The sequence below is a fragment of the Niastella populi genome (assembly GCF_002078015.1).
GTDB classification, from domain to species: Bacteria; Bacteroidota; Bacteroidia; order Chitinophagales; family Chitinophagaceae; genus Niastella; species Niastella populi.
Genome location: NZ_LWBP01000213.1, coordinates 41,317 through 63,483, shown reverse-complemented (window position 1 = coordinate 63,483; position 22,167 = coordinate 41,317). Strand labels below are relative to the sequence as shown.

General features: G+C 49.9%; 5 protein-coding genes and 1 pseudogene. All 6 read left to right on the top strand.

Annotated features, from left to right (window positions below; translation table 11 throughout):
* Positions 1-1,009: pseudogene (locus tag A4R26_RS27465) on the top strand (SusC/RagA family protein); the annotation flags it as partial.
* Between the two features lie 154 nt (positions 1,010-1,163).
* Positions 1,164-2,618, top strand: a complete 1,455-nt coding sequence (locus A4R26_RS27460; RefSeq protein WP_081169739.1) for a RagB/SusD family nutrient uptake outer membrane protein — start codon at positions 1,164-1,166, stop codon at positions 2,616-2,618.
* A gap of 11 nt (positions 2,619-2,629) precedes the next feature.
* Positions 2,630-3,541, top strand: coding sequence for a putative zinc-binding metallopeptidase (locus A4R26_RS27455; protein WP_081169738.1), 912 nt, complete (start codon positions 2,630-2,632; stop codon positions 3,539-3,541).
* A 146-nt stretch (positions 3,542-3,687) separates the two neighbouring features.
* On the top strand, positions 3,688-4,998 hold the full coding sequence (locus tag A4R26_RS27450) for a DUF4302 domain-containing protein (RefSeq protein ID WP_081169737.1): 1,311 nt from the start codon (positions 3,688-3,690) through the stop codon (positions 4,996-4,998).
* A gap of 308 nt (positions 4,999-5,306) precedes the next feature.
* Entirely contained in the window at positions 5,307-17,570 is a 12,264-nt protein-coding gene (locus tag A4R26_RS27445) for a DUF8696 domain-containing protein (RefSeq protein ID WP_165760432.1), read from the top strand.
* 80 nt (positions 17,571-17,650) lie between these two features.
* On the top strand, positions 17,651-21,913 hold the full coding sequence (locus tag A4R26_RS27440; protein ID WP_242675034.1) for a PKD domain-containing protein: 4,263 nt from the start codon (positions 17,651-17,653) through the stop codon (positions 21,911-21,913).
* The last annotated feature ends 254 nt before the right edge of the window (positions 21,914-22,167 follow it).

Genomic DNA, 22,167 nt, shown 5'->3' with positions numbered 1-22,167 from the left:
TCTTACCTGGGAAAAATTGTATACGACCAACCTGGGTATCGATGCGGGGTTCCTGGGCAGGCGAATGAATGTAAGCCTCGATGTATATCAACGCAAAAGTTTTGATCTCATCAGCACCATTAAAACCTCGGGTATCGGCGGTGAGCCTTATAAAGCGGCCAACTATGCCGATATGGATTCAAGGGGCGTGGAAGTACTGTTAAGCGGTGAAGTTATCCGTAAAAAGAACTGGGGCTGGAAAACGACCCTGACCTTTGGTTACAACACCACCAGGATCACCAACGCAGAAAATGAGCCGAACATCTTCAGCCTCGTAAGCGCTGAGGGCGGCAATAAAAAGGGCTATCCTGTTCGCAGCCTTTTCTCTATTAAATATAACGGGTTGGAACCGTTTACCGGCGCTCCCACTTTTGTCGATGAAGAAGGAAAGAACAGTAAAACGGTGTATATGCAGTCTGAATCGACAGGCAACCTGCAATACGAAGGACCGGTTGATCCGCCCATTACCGGCGGATTTTCAAACACCTTTCATTACAAGGCATTTTCACTGAACGTGTTCATCACTTACCAGGCGGGCAATACCATCAGGTTGTACCCTTCATTCAGAACCAGCTACTCCGACCTCGATGCCATGCCAAAAGAATTTTACGACCGCTGGAGCCTGCCCGGTGATGAAAAATATACCAGTGTTCCTTCGATACTGGATGCATTTGCCCAGGCGCAGTTAGGTGGCGCATATCCTTACAACAACTATAACTATTCAACCGAGCGGGTAGCCAAAGGTGATATGATACGGTTAAAGACCGTATCGCTGGCTTACCAGTTGCCCGCTTCGATGATCAATAAGTTTAAATTAAATAATGCTTCTGTTACTGCTGCCGCTATTAATCCCTGGCTGATCTACAGCGATGAAAAACTACGTGGTCAGGACCCTGAGTTCTTTAATTCAGGGGGCGTGGCGCAGCCGGTGCAAAAGCAGGTCACGTTAGCATTGAAAATTGGATTGTAAATTATTTAGTTATTCAGTTATTCAGTTCATTAGTTATTGAGTTCCTCAATTTATAAGCCCGCGGTTAGCCGCGAGTCTGAACAACTGAACAACTGAACAACTGAACAACTGAACAACTGAACAACTGAACAACTGAACAACTAACTGAGTTTTCATGAAAAAGCTTTTAATATATACTTTTTATTCCGGTGTGTTACTCAGTGGCACAGGTTGTAAAAAATTCCTGGAGAAGAATCCCGATAACCGGGCTTCGCTGGAATCGCCGGAGCAGGTGTCGCAAATGCTGGCCACAGCATACCCGCAGGGAAACTACATGGCTTTCACTGAGTCAATTTCAGATAATGTATCCGATAAAGGAACGGGCGGCCTCGATCTTACGGTAAAACAATCCTATTTTTTTGAAGATGTAACAGAGAACGAACAGGATTCACCCGAAGGTTACTGGAATGCCTGTTATGCGGCCATCGCTGCAGCTAATCAGGCGCTGGAAGCATGTAATAAGGCGGCCGACCCGGGCAGGTATGCTTCACAGCAGGGCGAGGCGTTGATCTGCCGGGCCTATGCGCATTTTATGCTGGTTACGCTTTTTGCCAAACCATATAGCGCTACCGGTTCATCAACCGACCCCGGTATACCTTATGTGCTTACACCAGAGAAGGTGATCTTTCAGAAGTATACCCGCAAAACGGTGGCCTATGTGTATGAAATGATCGAAAAGGACCTGCTGGCTGGTTTGCCGCTGCTCGATGATACGCGTTACACCGTGCCGCGTTATCATTTTACCAAAGCGGCCGCCAACGCATTTGCCGCGCGTTTTTTTCTGTACAAACAGGATTATACCAAAGCGCTCAGCCATGCCAATGCCGTGTTCTCCACAACAAATATCACTGCCGGTTTACGCCCGTGGAATACCACCTACCTCACGCAGACCTATAGAGAACTTTGGGCTAATTATGCAAAAGCTTCCGAACCGGCCAACCTGTTACTGGTTGAAACGGCTTCTTTGTGGGCAAGAAATTATTATAGCGAACGCTATGGCCTGGATGCAGATAAAAGAACGGAGATCCTGAGCTCGAATGTAACCGGAGGCGCCTGGGCTTTCACCCGCCAAACTTATACGGTGGGAACCAACAATTACATGTTGCCAAAGATCAATGAATATTTTGTAAAGTTATCGGTGAACGCTACCATCGGTTATCCATATGTAATGGTGCCGCTGTTTACTGCGGAGGAAGCATTGTTCAACAGAATTGAAGCCAGGATCTATCTCAACGACCTGGGCGAAGCGTTACACGACCTCAATGAGTACGCTTCAACGCGCATCTTCAACTATAATGCGGCTGCGCATACGATCACCAATAGCAAGCTCACAACCTATTATAATACGTCGGATCTGCGGGTGGCGATGTTGGCGGCTTTGCTCGATTTCAAACGGGCCGAGTTCGTACAGGAAGGTATGCGCTGGTTCGATCTGGCACGCTATGATCTGCCGGTAACGCATAGGACCGTTAATGGACCAACGCTTACTCTTGAGCCGGGCGATAAACGCCGGTTGTTTCAAATTCCTGAATCAGCCAGGCTTTCCGGTGTTGAATTAAACCCACGTTAAATCATGATGCAATGGCGAACGATACAAAAAAAATACTCTTTGTTTTCTATATGTTTTTTTCACTCGCTTCCTGCAGGAAGGAATCGATTGGTGATGTAGAGAATATTCCGGGTTTAGGCGGTGATACCTGGGCCCCCACGCCAATCGATACGTGGATCAATGACAGTTTAACCGTACCCTTCAACATAGCGGTAAAATATAAATGGGACCAGTTCGAGCTGAGCCTGAACAAAACGCTGGTGCCGCCTAAGGAAGATAAGATCGTGCCGGCCCTGAGCGCTGTAAAGAAAGTGTGGATCGATACGTATATAGCAGAGACCGATTCTTTATTCATGAAAAAATATGTTCCCAAATTTTTTGCACTCTGCGGCAGCGCCAGCTGGAACACCGACGGAACCATTACCCTGGGTACGGCCGAAGGCGGAAGAAAAGTGGTGCTGTATGTGCTGAACGATTTCAGAAGCAGGGATATGGCCGGTTATAGGCCTTCCGATTCCTTTAACATCAAACAAATGTTCCACACCATCGAACACGAGTTTGCACATATTCTTCACCAGACCATCATGTATCCCCAGGAGTATAAATCGATTTCAGTTGGTTTCTATACTTCAAACTGGAATAACGTTTCGGATGCAAATGCACGCAGGGATGGGTTCGTAACCGCATATTCCATGTCGTCGCCCGATGAGGATTTCGTGGAAATGGTGTCGATGATGCTGATAGAAGGAAGAGCCGGTTTTGAGGCTATTGTAAAAAGCATACCTGCAGGCACCAGCGCCAATAATGTAACACAGGCACAGGCAATAAGCAAACTGCGGCAGAAAGAAGCCATAGTGGTGAATTATTTCAAGGACACGTGGGGGATAGATTTTTATAGTCTGCAGACCAGGGTTAGAACGCAGGTGGTTGGGTTGATTAAATAAGCGGTTGACAGGGTGATGAAGTTAATAAAGTTGATAAAAGAAAGGCAGAAACCGATGATGTAGAATGTAAGCTGTATTTGCCTGCAGCTTACAGCTTGCAGCGGTTTTCACGATTCAGGTATTCCGGTTCGCAAAAAGTACAATAAATGAAAAAGTCACTTACATACTTATTGGCTGCAACTATCGCACTCTCCGGTTGCAACAAGATCGAAGATGCTTTTGATAAGTCGCCCGATGAGCGGATCAATGAAGCGCTGGCCACTTATCAGTCGGCCCTTACTTCCTCACCATACGGCTGGAAAGGGTTGATCTATCCGGCCGGACTGAGGGGCGGGGTGGTGTCATTCTATTTTAAGTTCAACGAAAGCAACCGGGTTGAAATGTTCTCCGATTTCGATTCTGCATCTGCGGTAACGCCAATGACCGCAAGCTACCGGTTGAAAGCGCTACAACAGCCTGCGCTGATCTTCGATACTTATTCCTATGTGCATGTGCTGGCCGATCCCGACGGATCGGTGAATGGCGGCGGTTATGGCGGCGGCCTGGGATCCGATTTTGAATTTGCGATCGACGGCATTTCGGGCGATACGGTAAAACTTACCGGCCGTTTCAATAACAGCAAAGCATTCCTCGTGAAAGCTACCCGGGAGGAGATGCAAAACTATTACGACAAAAAGTATGGCAACAGGCTTTTCAGCAATATTGGTAAATACATCACATATTTTAAGAGACTGGTTGCAGGCGGTGTGCAGTATGAGATCCAGGTTAACCAAACCACCCGTACTATCACCTTTACCTGGGTAGATGCCAACGGGAATGTAAAGACCTCCACTACCGGTTATTATTATTCACCGGATGGCATTATCCTTTCGCCTGCGTTTTCAGACGGTACCACCACCATACCGGCATTTAATAACATTAGCTGGAATGCCTCCACCACCACATTATCGTTCAGTGTTAACGGCACGGCATCTTCAATTGTTGGTTCAGGCCAGCCGATAAAAATAGACCTGGATGGCCCCCGGCGCTGGTGGCAGTATGCGCTCGACCAGGGTGGTTACTGGATCTCACCGGAAGGTTTCCATGTAAACGGTGTTGATGATGCGTATGGTATTAGCGAAACCAGCAATTTTTATTTCCTGTTGTTCTGGCCGCGATATGGTAGTTCAGGCGGCATCAACTACGACCTGGCAGGTTATGTAAAACTGATCAATAACGCTTTGTCGTTGCCGTATGGAAACGCTTTTCGCCAGCCCACATTTACCGGCGATGGCCGGGTGATATTCCCGCTGCTGGGTACGCTGGGTACGGTTCCTTCTGCCGATTCAATACCCGTGGCAAGAACACGTATACAGTTTTCCGATGCAAGCGGGTATTATCTCGTACGCCTCGATTCAACCACATATGATATGGTGAGTGCGAAAGATGGCAAGGCCTGGATCAACTGGCAGTTTTAACGATAAAATAAAAGTTATTGTATTTCCTATTTAAAACCTGCTGCTGATTCGGCCCTATGAAAACAGCTGCAAGCTATAAGCTGTAAGCGAATACAAATACAGTTGAAAGCAAAACAGCTGCACGATGCATACTATATGATTTAAACTACAGGTTACAAGCAACATATTCACTGTAAACGAAAGGCTATTGGTATTGCGCGTTTAGCGTTAGGCGTTTAGCGTTCAGCTGCTGCCTGACCATGCATTGTATTGCCTTAACCAAAATTGAAAGTAAGCAAGAAAGATTCTATAAAACAAAACACTGCTCCATGAGAAACGGCTACTCATACAGGCTTGTAAAGAAAACCGGCTGGTTGATCCTGATGCTTTTTGCAACGCTTCAGCTCAACGCCCAAATTGATATCAGCATTGGAAATGGCACTACAGGTAATCCCGATAATACGTATCCCTGTCCCATTCAGGACTGGTTTGAAGGTAGCCGCGCGCAATACCTCTACCTGGCATCCGAATTGTCAGCAGCAGGTATGGGCCCGGGTACCATTCAGGCCATTAAGTTTAACGTACTTAATGTGAATGGGGCCGGGGTTACTGATAAACTCGTAATGAAGATCGGCGGTACCACTGTGGCCACGCTTTCATCCAATTCCTGGGACGATTTCACTTCAACACCCGTTGAAACCCAACCGATCGATTACCAGGCGGTGGCGGGTTCCAACGTCTTTACATTTCCTGCGCCGTTCTTCTGGAATGGGACCGACAATATCTTAATTGAAGTATGCGACGGCGATCCGGGCAACACTACCGGTACCTGGTTTATTGAAAACCCTACCATCGCCTGGACAACCGGTTTATCTTTCAACGGCTCGCATACCTATAATGCCGATAACCAGGGGCATCTTTGCGGTACTACCAGCACGGCGAACTCCGGTGCGCAAACAACGCGGCCCGATATCGTTTTCTCCTGGACGCCCGCCAATGCCTGTACCGGCAAACCGAATGCCGGCACTGCTTCCTCCACACTCGCCAGTGTGTGCCTGGCGCAAAACTTTAATTTAAGCCTGAGCGGACAAACCATCGCTTCCGGCATTACTTACAGGTGGCAGTCATCGGTAAATAATAGTACGTGGACCGATATACCCAGCGCCACAACGCCGTTCTATACGGGCACGCAAAGCGTATCGCACTGGTACCGGGCAATAGTAACCTGTACCAACGGCGGGCAAACCGATACGTCGACCGTGGTGCAGGTAACCTCGCCCCCACTGGTAGGCGGGGTGTTTACCATCAACAGCGCGCAACCCACCGGCGGAACGAATTTCCAGACGTTCAACGATGCGGTTAACCATATCAAATGCGGTATCAACAGTGCAGTCACTTTCAATGTAGTGGCGGGCAGCGGTCCGTATTCCGAAACCGTTACCATTCCCGGTATCGGCGGTGCATCAACGGTAAACACCATTACCTTCAATTGTAACGGGGCAACGCTTGCCTATAATACCTCCGATGCCAGCAACCGTTCGGCCATTATCCTCAACGGGGCCAAACATATAACCATTGATAGTTTGAATATAGATGTATCGGGCGGCAGTTATGGCTGGGGTATCGTGCTCATGAATAAAGCCGATAGCAATATAATCAGGCGAAACACTATTACTACAAGCACATCCTCAACATCTGCCAACTATGCCGGTATCGTAATAAACGGTTCAGCTACTTCAACCGCTGTTTCGGGTAATAACGGTAACGGTAACCTTATTAAGGGCAATACCATCAATGGCGGTTATTACGGTATTTACCTGTATGGCAGCACATCGCCTTACAACACCGGCAACATCGTTGAAAAGAACAATGTGCGCGATGCGTATATGTATTTTGTTTATGCATACGGCAATACCAATTTACTGATAACCGGTAATGACGTTTCGCGGCCGTCGCGGTCAACCGTGTCAACTGCTTACGGGGTGTATGTGAGTACAACCACCAATACATTGATCGAAAAAAACCGCATCCATAACCTGTTCGATGGAGCTACCAGCAGTACCTCAACGGCATACGGTGTATATATCAGCGGCAACGGCGCTTCGGCCGCACAACCCAACCGCGTTGAAAATAACCTGGTATATAATATGAATAATGGTGCAGGGGCGGTGTATGGTATTTACAGTCCCGGTTTCAATAACTGGAACATCTATCATAACACCTTTGTGCTCGATGATGCGGCGGCAACCGCCGGTAATACGTATGGCTGTTATGTGTATGGAACGGATGTATTGCTGAAAAATAACCTTATTTATATAACCCGCGCAGGCTCGGGTACCAAATATTGCGTTTACTTCGCCAACACGGGCGTAACATCTTCTGCCAATAACAACCTTTTTATAAATGCGCCGGGCGGCACCAGTAATATCGGTTTCTACAATGTAGCCTGGGCAACCATGGCCGGCTGGCAGGGCACCGGTAACGATGTAAGCAGCGTATCGCTCGATCCGCAGTTTGTAAATATCGGCGCCGGCAATTTCAGGCCCACCAATACCTTCCTCGATAATATGGGGGCAGCGGTTGGTGTTACCAGTGACCTGGCAGGCACCGCACGCAGCGCTACCACACCCGATATCGGTGTATATGAATTTACGTCGGCCGCCTGTACCACACCACCGGTGCCTGGTACCATCGGCAGCACGGCCAACCCCATCTGCGCAGGATTGTCATTCTCGTTAAGTCTTTCGGGCGGTACGGCCGGGTCGGGACAAACCTACCAATGGCAGTCTTCACCCGACAATGTAACCTACACCAATATAACAGGGGCCGTAAGCGCAGTGTATGCCACTTCACAAACCAGCACAACCTGGTACCGTGTGGCGGTTACCTGCGGCGGAACAACTGTATTGTCGGCCCCTATACAAGTAAATACAACGGCGGTAACTTACGCAACGCTGCCATTCACCGAAAGCTTTGAAGCCGACTGGCTGAATGGCTGCGATACCAGGGATATACCCAATAATTTCTGGCGCAGTCAGCCCACTACAGATAACAATTCCTGGCGCCGGTTCGATGATGGCGCATCGGCTGCATGGACCTCACCCAACAGCGGCGCATACAATCCGCCTGCAACACATGGTCTGTACTCGGCTCGTTTCCACACCTTCTTTGCTTCCAGCGGAACAAGCGGCGCCCTTGATTTTTATGTGAACTGCAATACGGGCGTACCAAACAAACGTTTACGTTTCGATTATATAAATACGTCGGGCAGCGATTCATTACAGGTATCGGTCTCAACCGATGGCGGATTAACCTTCACCAGGTTGAATGTATATAATGTAAATGCCAGCTGGGACAGAAAGGTGCTCACCTTTACATCGAATTCGGCTACAACCGTTATCCGGTTTAAAGCAACATCTGATTTCGGTGTAACGGATATTGGTATCGATAACCTGTCGATGTACAACCTCGAAAATTGTTCGGGAACACCGGTGCCCGGAACAACCGTATCGAGCAACGCCATGGTGTGCCCCGGCTCGCCATTCTCGCTCAGCGTAAATGGGCTGCCATTACAGGATGGATTGACCTACCAGTGGCAGTCATCGCCCGATAACGTTACCTACACAAACATTTCAACCGCCACCGGCGAAACGCACAATGCATCACAAACTGTAGCTACCTGGTACCGGATGATGATCACCTGTGCCAATGGCAACCAGTCAGCCGCCTCGGCGCCGGTGTTTGTGCCAATGCGCACACCACAGTACGCAGCATTGCCATATCAGGAAAGTTTTGAGAATACCTGGATAAATGGTTGCGATAACCGCGATATCCCCAATAATTTCTGGGTGAACAGTCCGGCCACCGGCGATGAATCGTGGCGCAGGCAGGATGATGGTGCATCGGCCGGCTGGGCCAATAACAATGGCGCCTATACACCGGTAGCGGCACAGGGCTCTTACAGCGCCCGCTTCCATAGCTGGGATGTAAGCGATGGTACCCAGGGTACTTTCGATCTGCATGTAAATGCCAGCACCGGTGCGCCCAACAAACGTTTAACATTCAGTTATATCAATACAAGCGGTGACGACAGCCTCGTGGTGTATGTTTCAACGAACGGCGGCACCAGCTTTACAAGGCTCGATAGTGTGGGCACCCGTGGCACGTGGAGTCAGAAAGAGCTATTCTTCAATTCAACATCAGCCACTACAATTATCCGCTTCAGGGCTACATCCGACTTCGGGGTTACCGATATCGGTATCGATGATATTTTCGTTGGTGAATGGCCCGATTGTTCAGGCACACCCAATACCGGTACGGCTGTTTCCACAACAAGCACCGTTTGCGTAGAACCATTTACATTAAGCGCAACAGGTATCAGCACCGGTAACGGCATTACCTACCAATGGCAGCATTCTACCGATAGCCTTACGTGGACCAATATTACCGGCGCCACCGGTCTTTCACTTACCACTTCACAGGTAGGCACACACTGGTACCGTTTGGTTACCACCTGTACCTTAAGCAGCACTTCTGCCAATTCAACACCGGTGAAAGTAATATCGCCAACACCGGTACATGGCGTGTTCACCATCAATAATCAAAAACCCAATGTGCTGCCCAATTTCATCAACTTTAACGATGCCTATAATCATATCAAGTGCGGTATCGACGGCTGGGTACGGTTCGACGTTGAAACGGGTACCGGTACGTATAACGAGCAGCTGATCATGACCGCCATCCCGGGCGCATCGGCTGTAAATACCGTAACCTTTAAAGGCGTGGGCAGTGCGGTGCTTGGTTTTGCCGCCACCAATACCAATGAACGGGCGGTGATAAAGCTGAAAGGCACCCGCTATGTTATCATCGATAGTTTGATCATCAACGCCAGCAATGGTACATATGGTTATGGCGTGCAGTTGATGAACAATACCGATTCGAATATAGTGAAGAACTGTACCATCAACCTGTCAACCACTTCAACCGCGCAAAACTTTGCCGGTATCGTATTGAATGGTTCCGATGCAGGGCCCATAGCAACCGGTACAGTATTGAGCGACTTTAACGAGTTCTCGGGCAATACCATCACCGGCGGTTATTACGGCATTACCCTTGCCGCCACCTTTAACAATGGCGCCAACGGGAATAATAAGATCGTAAACAACATCATTAAAGATTTCTATGCCACCGGTATTTATGTAGCCGGCAGCTATGGAACCATAATCGATAAGAACAGCATCAGCCGGCCAACACGCAGCAGCGTCACCGATTTCAACGGTATTCTTTTCGCTACCGAAAAAAATGCCGGTTGCTTTGTTACGAAGAACCGCATCTTCAATCCGTTTGGCGGCGCGCCCACCAGCACGGCCGCATTCAACGGTATCAATTTCAATAACTCAAGCGGTTCAACCGGCGGTACCTTCAATGAAAATATCGTAAGCAACAACCTTATTTACGATATCAATGGTAATGGCCAGGTATATGCGCTTGCCAATACCGCTTCAAGCTATGCCTGGTATTTGCACAATACCATTTCAATAGATAATATTACGTCAACGGCAACAACGGCAACCAGAGGGTTCTATCAAACTACTGCCGCTGCCGGCATCTTCTTCTATAACAACATAATTTCAATTACACGGGGCGGAACCGGTACAAAATATTGTATCTATCTCGCTACCAACGCGCCTGCCGGTGCAGATAACAACAACTATTATCTCAATGCGGCAGCAGGCAACAATAACCTGGGCTTCTTTAATTCGGCCCGAACAAACCTGAACGACTGGCGAACAGCCACCGGTCTCGACGCAAACTCGCTGGCCATTACACCAGCCTTTGTTGACCCTGCCGCCGGCAACTTCACACCGGGCAATGCAGGTATCGATAACAAGGGTGTGGCTATCGGTATTACCGATGACATCGACGATCAGCCACGCAGCGCCACTACACCCGATATGGGCGCCTATGAATTTGCGCCATTACCGTGTGCGGTACCATTGGTGAATGGAAAGGTTGATGTATCGCCCGATACCATTTGCCAGTACAAACCCGTGTACCTGCATTTGAACATCGGTGCATTCGGTTCAGGTCAAACCTTCCAGTGGCAACAGGCGAAAACGCTGGCCGGACCATTTACCAACCTCGGCGACCCCATGCTTACGCCCGATACGACCATTAATGCAGATACCACCGTTTATTTCAGGGTGCTGATCACCTGCGGTACGAATACCGTGTATACCGATACGGTGCAGCTGGTAGTGAACCCGGCGCTTCCGAATGGTACGTACACCATCAATAAGGGCGGACAAAGCACTTATGTGCCTGGACAACCCGGTGGTAACTTCCTTTCCTTTAACGATGCCAAAGCGGCTATGGGTTGCGGTATCGGCGGACCGATTGTGTTCAATGTGATAGCAGGTTCTGGTCCGTATAACGAACAACTGATCCTCGACAGCATCGGCGGCACTTCAGCCATCAATACCATTACATTCAATGGCAATGGCAATACCATCACGTTCAATGCAAGCGCAAACAGTCAGCGCGCGGTAGTTAAACTGAACGGTGCCGATCATATCACTTTCGACAGCCTGGTGATAGAAGCCGGCGGTGGAACATATGGTTATGGCGTGCAGCTTGTGAATAATGCCGACTCAAATACTTTCCGCAAGTGTATCATCAATACCTCGGTAACGTCGAACAGTACTGGTTATGCCGGTATCGTCATCAATTCATCTGAAACAGGCGCTACCACAACCGGTAACACCCTGTGCGACGGGAACGTGTTCGACAGCAATATTATTACCGGTGGTTATTATGGCGCTACTTTAGTGGGCAGCACAACTACGGCCAACTTCCTTAACAACAACAGCTTTACCAATAACACCATAAAAGATTTCTATAATTATGGATTGTATATAGCCGGTACCAGCTTTACTTCGGTAGCCGGTAATACCTTCACCCGGGCGGCGCGCACCAATACAGCCACCAGTGTGTACGGTATTTATTTAACCGCCGCATCGAGCAACCGCCTTCATATTTCGAAAAACACCTTCACGAAAATGTTCGGCGGTATGTCGGCCAATACGGCTACCTTCTATGGTATATACCATAACAGCGTAACCGCTACCGGTGAAGATACCGTGAGCAATAACCGGTTCTACGATCTCGATGGCAATGGGCCGGTTTATGCGTTGTACAATACCGGTTCAGGTAACGTATGGTATTATCACAATACGGTTTCAATCGATAATACAACCAGTACGGCTACCGGCGCCAGTGTGGGCTTTTATCAGACCTCTACCGCAACCGGTATTCAGTTCATAGATAATATTGTAACCATTACCCGTGGCGGCAATGGCGCCAAACACGCCATTTATCTCAACACAACAGCCAGCGAGGTAATATCTGATTACAACAACTTCTATGTAGCCGCCACCAATGCCCATACAGGCTTCTATACAGCCAACCGCACTACGCTGGCCGACTGGACAACAGCCGCCAACAAAGATGCGAATTCGCTTAACCATAACCCGCTGTATACCGATGTGAATACCGGCAACCTGATGCCTATGCTGGGCGCATTGGATAACAAGGGTAACCCGGTTGGCATTACAACAGATCTCCTGAACGTGGCGCGTTCGGCTGCCACACCCGATATCGGCGCTTATGAATTTGCGCCATTACCATGCGTAACGCCGCCGGTGGCTGGTACGGCTTCTGCCACGCCATCAACAGGTTTGTGTCTTGAAATGCCGATTGAGTTGGATATTACCGGGCATTCACCTTTGGGCGCCATTACCTTCCAGTGGCAGAATTCGGCCGACGGGGTAAACTGGACCGATATCAGCCCGGTACAATACTTCCCGAAATTCACCACCAAAGCGGCAGTGGCCACGTTTTACCGCGCAGCGGTAACCTGTTCGGGCAATACCGTATATACCGCACCGATACAGGTAACATTGAACAATATCTTACTGGCCGGTAATTATACCATCGATCCGTCGAAAGGTCCCGGCCTGCCCAACTTCGTATCATTCCAGGCTGCGGTAGACGCCCTGTTGTGCGGTATCACCGGCGCTATTTATTTCGATGTGGCGCCTGGTACCTACAACGAACAGATCAGGATCCCCTATATTCCAAATACATCAGCAATAAATACAGTGACCTTCCGCAGTGAGAACGGCGTGGCCAGCTCGGTTGACCTTACTTTCAATGCAAACAGTACGGCTAACTACACGCTGAAACTTGACAGTGCGCGTCACTTCATTTTCAAAAACATAACCATCTCAGGCACGAATGCAACAGCGGGCAGGGTAGTGGAACTGGCCAACAGCGCTTCGCATGACAGCATTGTGAATTGTATTATTTCGGCACCGGCGGTTACAACGGCCTCCAATACCATCGCCGGTATTTACGCTTACCAGTTAAAAGGAACCCGTAACGTAATCAAAGGCAATACCATCAACAACGGCGCCAGCGGTATTTATTTTACCGGAACCGGCACCGGGGCAGGGTTAACGGCCGATCATGTGATCGACAGCAATACCGTTACCGGTTCTTATCAATATGGTATTTACGCGGTTAATCACAAACGCCTGCAGCTTACAAAAAATAAAGTAACGCTGAATGGCCCGGTAAACGCAACGGCCTATGGTATCAATGCAACCGATGCCGACTCATCGTACCTGGTAACCGGTAATGATGTTACGATAAACGATGCCACCACTATCGTTTACGGTATAGCGCTTATCAACAGCGATACATCGGCAACCGTACGCGGCAAACTCGCCAACAATATGGTTACCGCTGTAAACAACAACGTGGGCACCCTGTATGGGCTGTACCTCAGCACCTCACCGGGTGTACTGGTGCAGAACAATACGGTAGCCCTCAATACAAGCGGCGCCGGTTCATATGGTATTTACCATAACAACTTCAGTGTGGCCGATTACTTCAATAATACCGTACACAGTACTTCAACAGCAGCTACCAATAACCATGCAATGTACCTGTTGAATACATCGGCCACCAGCGTTCAAATGCGCAATAACATTTTCTCAAATAAAGGTGGCGGTACCGCGCTGTTTGTAAACAACAGCAGCCAGTCGCTCACCAGTGATTACAATATGTTGCATACAACCGGCACTGCGCTGGTGCAACGCGCCAACCCGGCGGGCAGCTTTGCCACGCTGACCGACTGGCGATCGGCTTCTTATTGGGACAGGTATTCGATCGGGTATGCGCCTGCTTTTGTGAGTGATGACGACCTGCACCCCGACATCAATCAACCCGATGTATGGGCCATGCATGGCCGTGGTGTACAGATCGCCGGCAACGACCGCGACATAAACGACAGCATCCGTCCGGTTACGCTTACAGCGGGTGTTCCCGACCTCGGCGCCTATGAATTCTTCCCAACGGCATTGCCAACCTTATTGACGGCAACACCGGCTACCCCGGCTGCCAACCAGTTGCAAACCTTTATGTATGGTACCGATACGGTGATGAAGATCACGTGGGGGCCAACAGCGCCAACGTCGCTGGAAGCAAGACGTTACTCAGGTGTGGTGCCATCGGGCTTGCAGCCAAGGCCCGACTCGATGTTCTTCTATACAAAAGTGGATATCCCGGGGGGAGGCAACTACGATTACAATATGGAATTGTTCTATCTCGATCCATGGCAGGGCTCAATACCCGATCAGAACCAGCTGGGGCTTGGTAAAACAACCGTCTCCAACGCCTGGATAGTAGGCTTCAGCAGCAGGGTAGATGTGCTGAAGAAAAAGATAACGCAAAACAACGTGAACTATATCGATCGCTTCACCGGCCTGATAAACCCATATGCACCGCCGGTGCTGCCGGAGAAAGACAGCTCGAACCGCGGTAAGCGCTTCTGGGTAGGATACCAGCGCAGCTGGGACTTTACCAGCGGCAATTCACAGGAAATGGTATTGTATATGAGCACCACCGATCAGCCGGCGAATGTACAGGTGCGCGTGAACGGCACCAGTTGGGTACGAAACTTTGTGATACCGCCATATACCACAAAAGCGAGCGACTATTTACCCAAAGCAGGTCTCGATGACGCCCGCCTTACAAATGAAGGGTTGTACGACCGTGGTATCAGTATTGTGAGCGATGTACCCATTACCGCCTACGCGCATATTTTCGCCAGCACCAACTCAGGCGCTACGATGTTATTCCCGGTTGGCGTATGGGGTTATGAATATTATTCACTGAACAACAGGCAGAATTATACGGCCACTGATGCATACACAACAATAATGGTTGTGGCCGATAAGAACAATACGGTAGTGGAGATAACGCCATCGGTGCCAACGCTTGGCGGCCGGCCGGCCAATGTGCCCTTCCAGGTTACATTGAACGCCGGGGAAGTATACCAGGTGCTGGGCGCCATGCAAAGCGGCAGTGAAGGGTACGATCTTACCGGTTCAATAATAAAATCAATACCGAATGCCAGTAACGAATGCCATGCAATAGGGGTGTTCACCGGCAGTTCGCGTACCGGTTTGGGATGCGGAACTACCGTTGGCGGATCGGGCGACCTGCTGTTGCAGCAAACCTTCCCGTATTCGGCCTGGGGCAAAACCTATTTTACCGCGCCTACCTCTACGAGCGGAAATATAAGCACGATGATGACGAATATTTACCGCATACTGGTGAAAGACCCTGCAACGGTAGTGAAAAGGAACAATATACAGTTGCCGCTTGCTACATTGATCAATAACAGGTACTACCAGTATGAAAGTAATACGGCCGATATCATTACCGCCGATAAACCGGTGACCGTAGTGCAGTATATGTCGTCTTCAGGTGCATGCCCCAATACAGGGGGAGACGGCGACCCAAGCAGCTATATACTTAGCCCTGCAGAACAGGCCGTAGATGGTTTCTCCGGCTTCTACCGGAATAACCTGTCGTCTATAACAACAAACTATTTAACGCTCATTATTCCCGATAACGGAATGAACTCGCTGAAGATCGACGGGGTCGACTGGAACGCGATCCCCGCAGCGCAGAAGCACAGTTATGCACACTCGCAGCCCGGATATACCGTAGCCATTAAGAGATGGACGGCCGGGGCCGGACAAAGCTCGGTAGAAAGCGATTCTGCCTATCTCGGCCTGGTGTACGGATTGGGCAGTGTTGAAAGTTATGGTTACAACGTGGGCACCATGGTGAAAACGCTGCAGGGGCTCGGAACCATCAGCAATACCAACAATGGCAGCAACACGGCAGATTATACCTGCGCGGGCACACCATTCCGCTTCACCGGTTACCTGCCGTTCAAACCGGTTTCACTCACGTGGAAGTTCAGCCGTGTACCGGGATTATCGCCCAATGCAGATGTGACCGTTAACAACCCGGTGCCAACAGACAGCCTGCTGATAAACGGTATAATGAACTACGTGTTCCCGCTGGCCCAGGATTATACGTTTGCCGCACCGGGTGTATACAGCGTAGAGATCGTGTACGATCACCCTGATATCGAAAGCTGTGACCACACGGGCCGCGACCTCATCTTCGTACAGGTGGTGCCGGCGCCAAAAGCCGACTTCCTCGTGAACTTCTCGGGTTGTGTGAATGATGTGGCCGAGTTCGTGGGCGAAACCACCGCGCAGAACGGGATAACGGTAAACCAGTGGAAGTGGACATTCCATGATGGCAACAATGCCAACGGCCAAAAAGTGACATACACATACAATGCACCCGGAACTTATAAAGAAACCCTGCAGGCAATAACCGCCGATGGTTGTGTGGGTGATTCAACAAAAGACATCATAGTGAACCCGATACCGGTGGTGACCGCCAATTCAGTGATCGTATGTACCGGCCGCGATACCACGCTGAAAGTAGAGAACCCGGTTGCGGGCGCTACCTACACCTGGTACGATGCAGCAACCGGCGGCACGGTGGTAGGCACGGGGCCAACGCTTACAATAACCAATGTAACAGCCGGTGTCGACTACTATGTACAGGAAAGCTCGGCAACGGGTTGCAGCTCGGAAAGAAAACGCGTATCGGTAGCGGTGCAAACAGCCATCATCACACCGGTAGTAGCGGTTGACTCAGTGGGCTCGAACCTGGTGCGGTTCAAATGGAATGCAGTACCGGGCGCGGTTGGTTATGAAGTGTCGATAGATGGCGGTAACAACTGGACCGTGCCAACATCAGGCGCAACAGGCCTTATGCATACAGTGGCCGGTTTACAGCCAATGCAAACAGTGACCATAATAGTGAAAGCGAAGGGCGCATGTACCGATGCCCTGTCGGTTCCGGTATCGCAACAGGTATTACCCGATGGCGTATTCATTCCGAACAGCTTTACGCCGAATGGCGACGGGTTGAACGATATGTTGAAAGTGTATGGATATAAGATAAAAGAACTGAAGCTGATGGTATTTAACCAGTGGGGTGAGAAGTTGTTCGAATCGGGCGACCAGGCAAGAGGTTGGGATGGAACCTTCAGGGGTAAAGCACAACCAAGCGGCGTATACATGTATGTGTGCAGGATGGTGCTTACCGATGGAACGGTACTGGATAAAAAAGGAGCCATCAATTTGATACGATAGGTTGATGACAGGTGTGCCACATTTTCGGGCAGCGTCGAAAGCAAATGCGGCACACCTGGTAATAACAAAACACTGACTTTATGAAGAGCTTTGAAGAATATATTACAGGTAGTCTTGGAATGTGTCCGGGGCGGAGAAGCATAGCGCTGGTTTGGGTACTCGTACTAACCAGCCTGTGCTCCCGGGCGCAAAACGTATCGAACCGTGGAACTGATTTCTGGGTAGGTTATGGCCACCACCAGTTCATGGAGCAGGGCTCGAACGATATGAACATGGTATTGTACCTGAGCGCTGAAGACCAGCCGGCTACAGTTACCGTAACTATCGACAGCAGCGGCCTGGTGCCGGCTACCTGGTGGCGACGCACCTATACGATACCCGCATATACGGTGATCTCATCCGATATCATTCCAAAAGGTGTGGTGAATGGGCCTGCGGCGCCCGGCGATCCGCTCAGTGATCCAAACTATGATGCCCGCCTCTTCACCGATCCGCCGCCTGCGGGCACGGGAGGTGCAGGTTTGTTCAGAAAAAAGGGTATTCATATAACCAGTACTGCGCCTATTGTAGCCTATGCGCATATTTATGGCTCCACCTCTTCGGGTGCTACCATGTTGTTGCCGGTTACGGCCTGGGGTTATTCCTATGTATCGTTGAACAGCCGGCAAAGTTATGCAAGCAATTGTTATAACTGGATGTATATAATTGCCAGCCGTGATAATACCGTGATACAGGTAACGCCGTCGGTGATGACGAGGGCGCAGAATATAACGGGGCTTTCGCAGGGCGGTACTTCTACCATTACCCTCATGAAAGGCCAGATCTATCAGGTGATAGGCGCCAATGACGGCGCCGATGCCAATGGGAATGGCGGTACTTCGGGAACCGGCAGAGACCTGTCGGGAACCATTGTACGCTCCATGGCCAATGGGGCCAATGATTGTTATCCCATTGCGGTATTTGCAGGAAGCAGCCGTACCGCCAATCCTGCCAGTTGCGGCAGCGGCGGCGGCGATAATGATAACCAGCAGTTGTTTCCGCAACATGCCTGGGGTAAAAAATATTTAACGGCGCCGTTCTCCGGGTCAACCACGCCGGGCTCATTTGCCCGAAGTACGTATAAAGTGGCAGTGCGCGATCCGGCAACGGTGGTAACCGTAAACGGCGCACCCATACCGTCGGCGCTTATCAACGGCAACTTTTATATCTATGAAAGCAGCACCGCCGATGTAATTGAAGCCGATAAACCCATTGAAGTGATGCAGTTCATGACCGGCGGCGGTTGTTTGGGTGCAGGTGGTTTGGGCGATCCTGAAATGGTGGTGTTAAGCCCGGTTGAGCAGGCGATAAAAAGAGTTGGCTTCTTCCGGAACAATAAAGAATCGATAGCGGTGAACTATGTAACGGTGATTTTGCCAACGGCGGGGCTCACTTCACTGAAGTTCTGCGGCAGTAGCGTTTTCAGCCATACCTATCCGCATCCTAACATGCCCGGTTATTCGGTGGCCATAAGAAGGTGGGACAGCCCGTTGCCGCCCGCTGCCCCGCTGGGCCAGTGTCTGATAACCTGTGATTCCGCCTTTACCGGTATTACCTACGGCCTGGGCAGCGTGGAAAGTTATGCCTATAACGTAGGTACGTACCTGAACAACCTGAATGCGGTTGGCAGCGTACACAACGAACCCGACACTACCAATGGCGGAAAGAACAGCCACCAGTTCACCTGTGTAAACACGCCGGTTAAATTATCGGCCCTCATTCGTTACCAGCCGCTGAAACTGGTATGGAATATCAGCACACTGGGCGCAGTTGTTACACCGAATGCCGATGTAACGTTAGACCCGGCCTCCACTGCCTATGAAGGCACCGAAACGGTAAATGGTATACTTTATCATAAATACACCCTGCCCGGCACTTATAATTTCAATGCGCCGGGAACTTATACGATTCCTATAAAATCAACCAGTCTTTCATTAGACAATTGCAACAATACAGAAGAGTTGAAGATAACGGTAGAGGTAAAACCACGGCCAACCGCCGACTTTACCTTTGCGCATCCTACGGGCTGCGTAAAAGACACGGTGGAGTTTACGGGTCCGGCTTCAACTGGTAGTTATACCATCGGTCAATGGAAATGGACGTTTGGCGATGGCAGCATCGACAGCGTGCAGAATGCCAAAAAAGTACTGGCTGCTGCCGGGGCGCAAAATGTACACCTGGCGGTGGTTACCGCCGACGGTTGTGTGGCGGATGTTACCAAACCCATTACCGTATATGCGCCACCGATAACAACGCTCAGCGCCACGCCCGCCGCTGTTTGTGAAGACGGAACCGTTACATTCAGTGAAACATCTTCCTATGGCGGTCCGGCGCCGGTAAATGGTTTTTACTGGGACCTCGGCAATGGCACAGTAGTGAATGCGGTCAATGCCGATCCGCAAACCGCTACTTACCCCACATACGGCACTTATACGGCCAAACACGTGGTTAAAGTAAGCGACCTTTGTGTGAGCGATACTGCGCTGGCGCCGGTTACGGTGTATGCCAAACCGATACCGGGCTTTAGTTATCCCGCAGGATGTTTGCCCGATAACGGACTTGTGCAATTCACCGATACAACAAAAGTGCCCGACGGACAAACCCTGGGCAGCTGGAGCTGGAATTTCGGCGATCCCAATGCAACACCAGGTAACCCGAATACTGCTACGGCACAAAATCCAACACATACTTACTCCTTTGGCAATTACACCATAACATTCAGTGTAACTACCGCCAACGGTTGTACAAAAGATATTACTGTGCCCGCCACATTCAGTTTACGGCCACGGTTGAATTACCCGGCATTGACGCCGGTGTGCGTCAACGTGAATACGCCGCTGAATGTTGCTACGGCTGCAGTTACCAATGGCGTGCCGGGAACAGGCGTATATAGCGGGCCGGGCACCACTGCTGCAGGCAGCTTTACCCCCGCAACAGCCGGCGCAGGCACCCATACAATTACCTACACCTTTACCACAACGGCAGGGTGTACGGAATCGATAACAAGTACCATTACGGTATATCCGAAACCGGCAGCCGACTTTACGGCAACCGCAGATATTTGTTTGGGCGAATTGGCAACCATCACCGATGCATCGACGATTGCATCCGGTGCAATTACTTCATGGCGCTGGAATTTCGGCGATGCCGCATGGGTTGCACAAAATAATGGAAATGCATTTTCACACACATGGTCTGCATACAACACGTATTCTGTAAAGCTGGTGGCAGTGAGCGATCAGGGGTGCACCAGTGATACAGTAACCCGGACGGTAACAGTACATCCGCTGCCGGTGACTGATTTTAGTTTGCCAGCAGCGGTATGTATGCCGGGTGGGTTGGCTGAATTTACAAACGCAACTACTGTGGATGACAATTCAACCCTCAGTTATACCTGGGACTTTGGTGATAACAGCCCGGTATCTACGGCACAGGATGCCAGCCATACCTATGCTGCATCGAGCGCTTATACCATCAAACTCGATGCGGTTTCTGCCTTTGGCTGCGCCGGTACGGTGTCGAAAACATTGTCTTCATTCTTCGACAGACCGGTAGCATCGTTTACCGTATTGCCCGATACATTGTGCCAGGGTGCCGATAATGTGTTCAGCGATGAAAGCACTATCAGCAATGGCACCATTACAAAATGGAACTGGAATTTTGGCGATGGCACCAGTTCCGATGAGCAGGACCCGGTAAAACGTTACCAGCAACCGGGCAACTTCACCGTACAATTAATAGTTACCAATAACGCCGGTTGTGCTTCACAGCCTGTTTCAAAACAGGTGGTGGTATACCTGCAGCCGGTTATCGATGCCGGGCCTTCATTCACTGTACCGGAGGGAACGGTAGTGCAGTTCAACCCCACAGCAAACGATTCAACCGTGCTGGCATTTACGTGGACGCCCGGCACCGGCCTTAGCAATGCCAATGCCTTGCGCCCGATGATACAGGCCATGTACGATGAAACATATACGTTAACGGCAACCGGTGAAGGGCAGTGCACCGCTTCGGATTTCCTGAAAGTGAAGATCCTGAAACCGGTGAATGTGCCGAATGCTTTCTCTCCTAATGGCGACGGTATACACGATACCTGGAATATCACCAACCTGAGTGATTATCCCGATTGTACGGTGGCGGTGTTCAACCGGTACGGACAGCGCGTATTTTATTCCGTTGGGTATGCTACGCCCTGGGATGGCACAGTGAGCGGTAAGCCGTTGCCGATGGCAACTTATTACTACGTGATTCATTTAAAGAATGGATTTGTACCGAAGACAGGTTCGATAACCATTGTGAAGTAGATTATTGGGGTGGGTTACCCTGGGAATGAAAAATGAGAAATACAGGAAGGGGTAAGTTGACGAGTTGACTAGTTGACGAGTTAACTAGTTGAAAGGGGTGATAAAGTTGATAGGGGTGATAAAGTTGATAAAGTTGATAAAGGAAAGGCAGCAACCGATGATGTAGAAAGTCAGCTGTATTTGTATTTGCTTGCAGCTTGCAGCTTATGGCTTGCAGCTTATGGCTTGCAGCTTACAGCTTGCAGCGGTTTTCA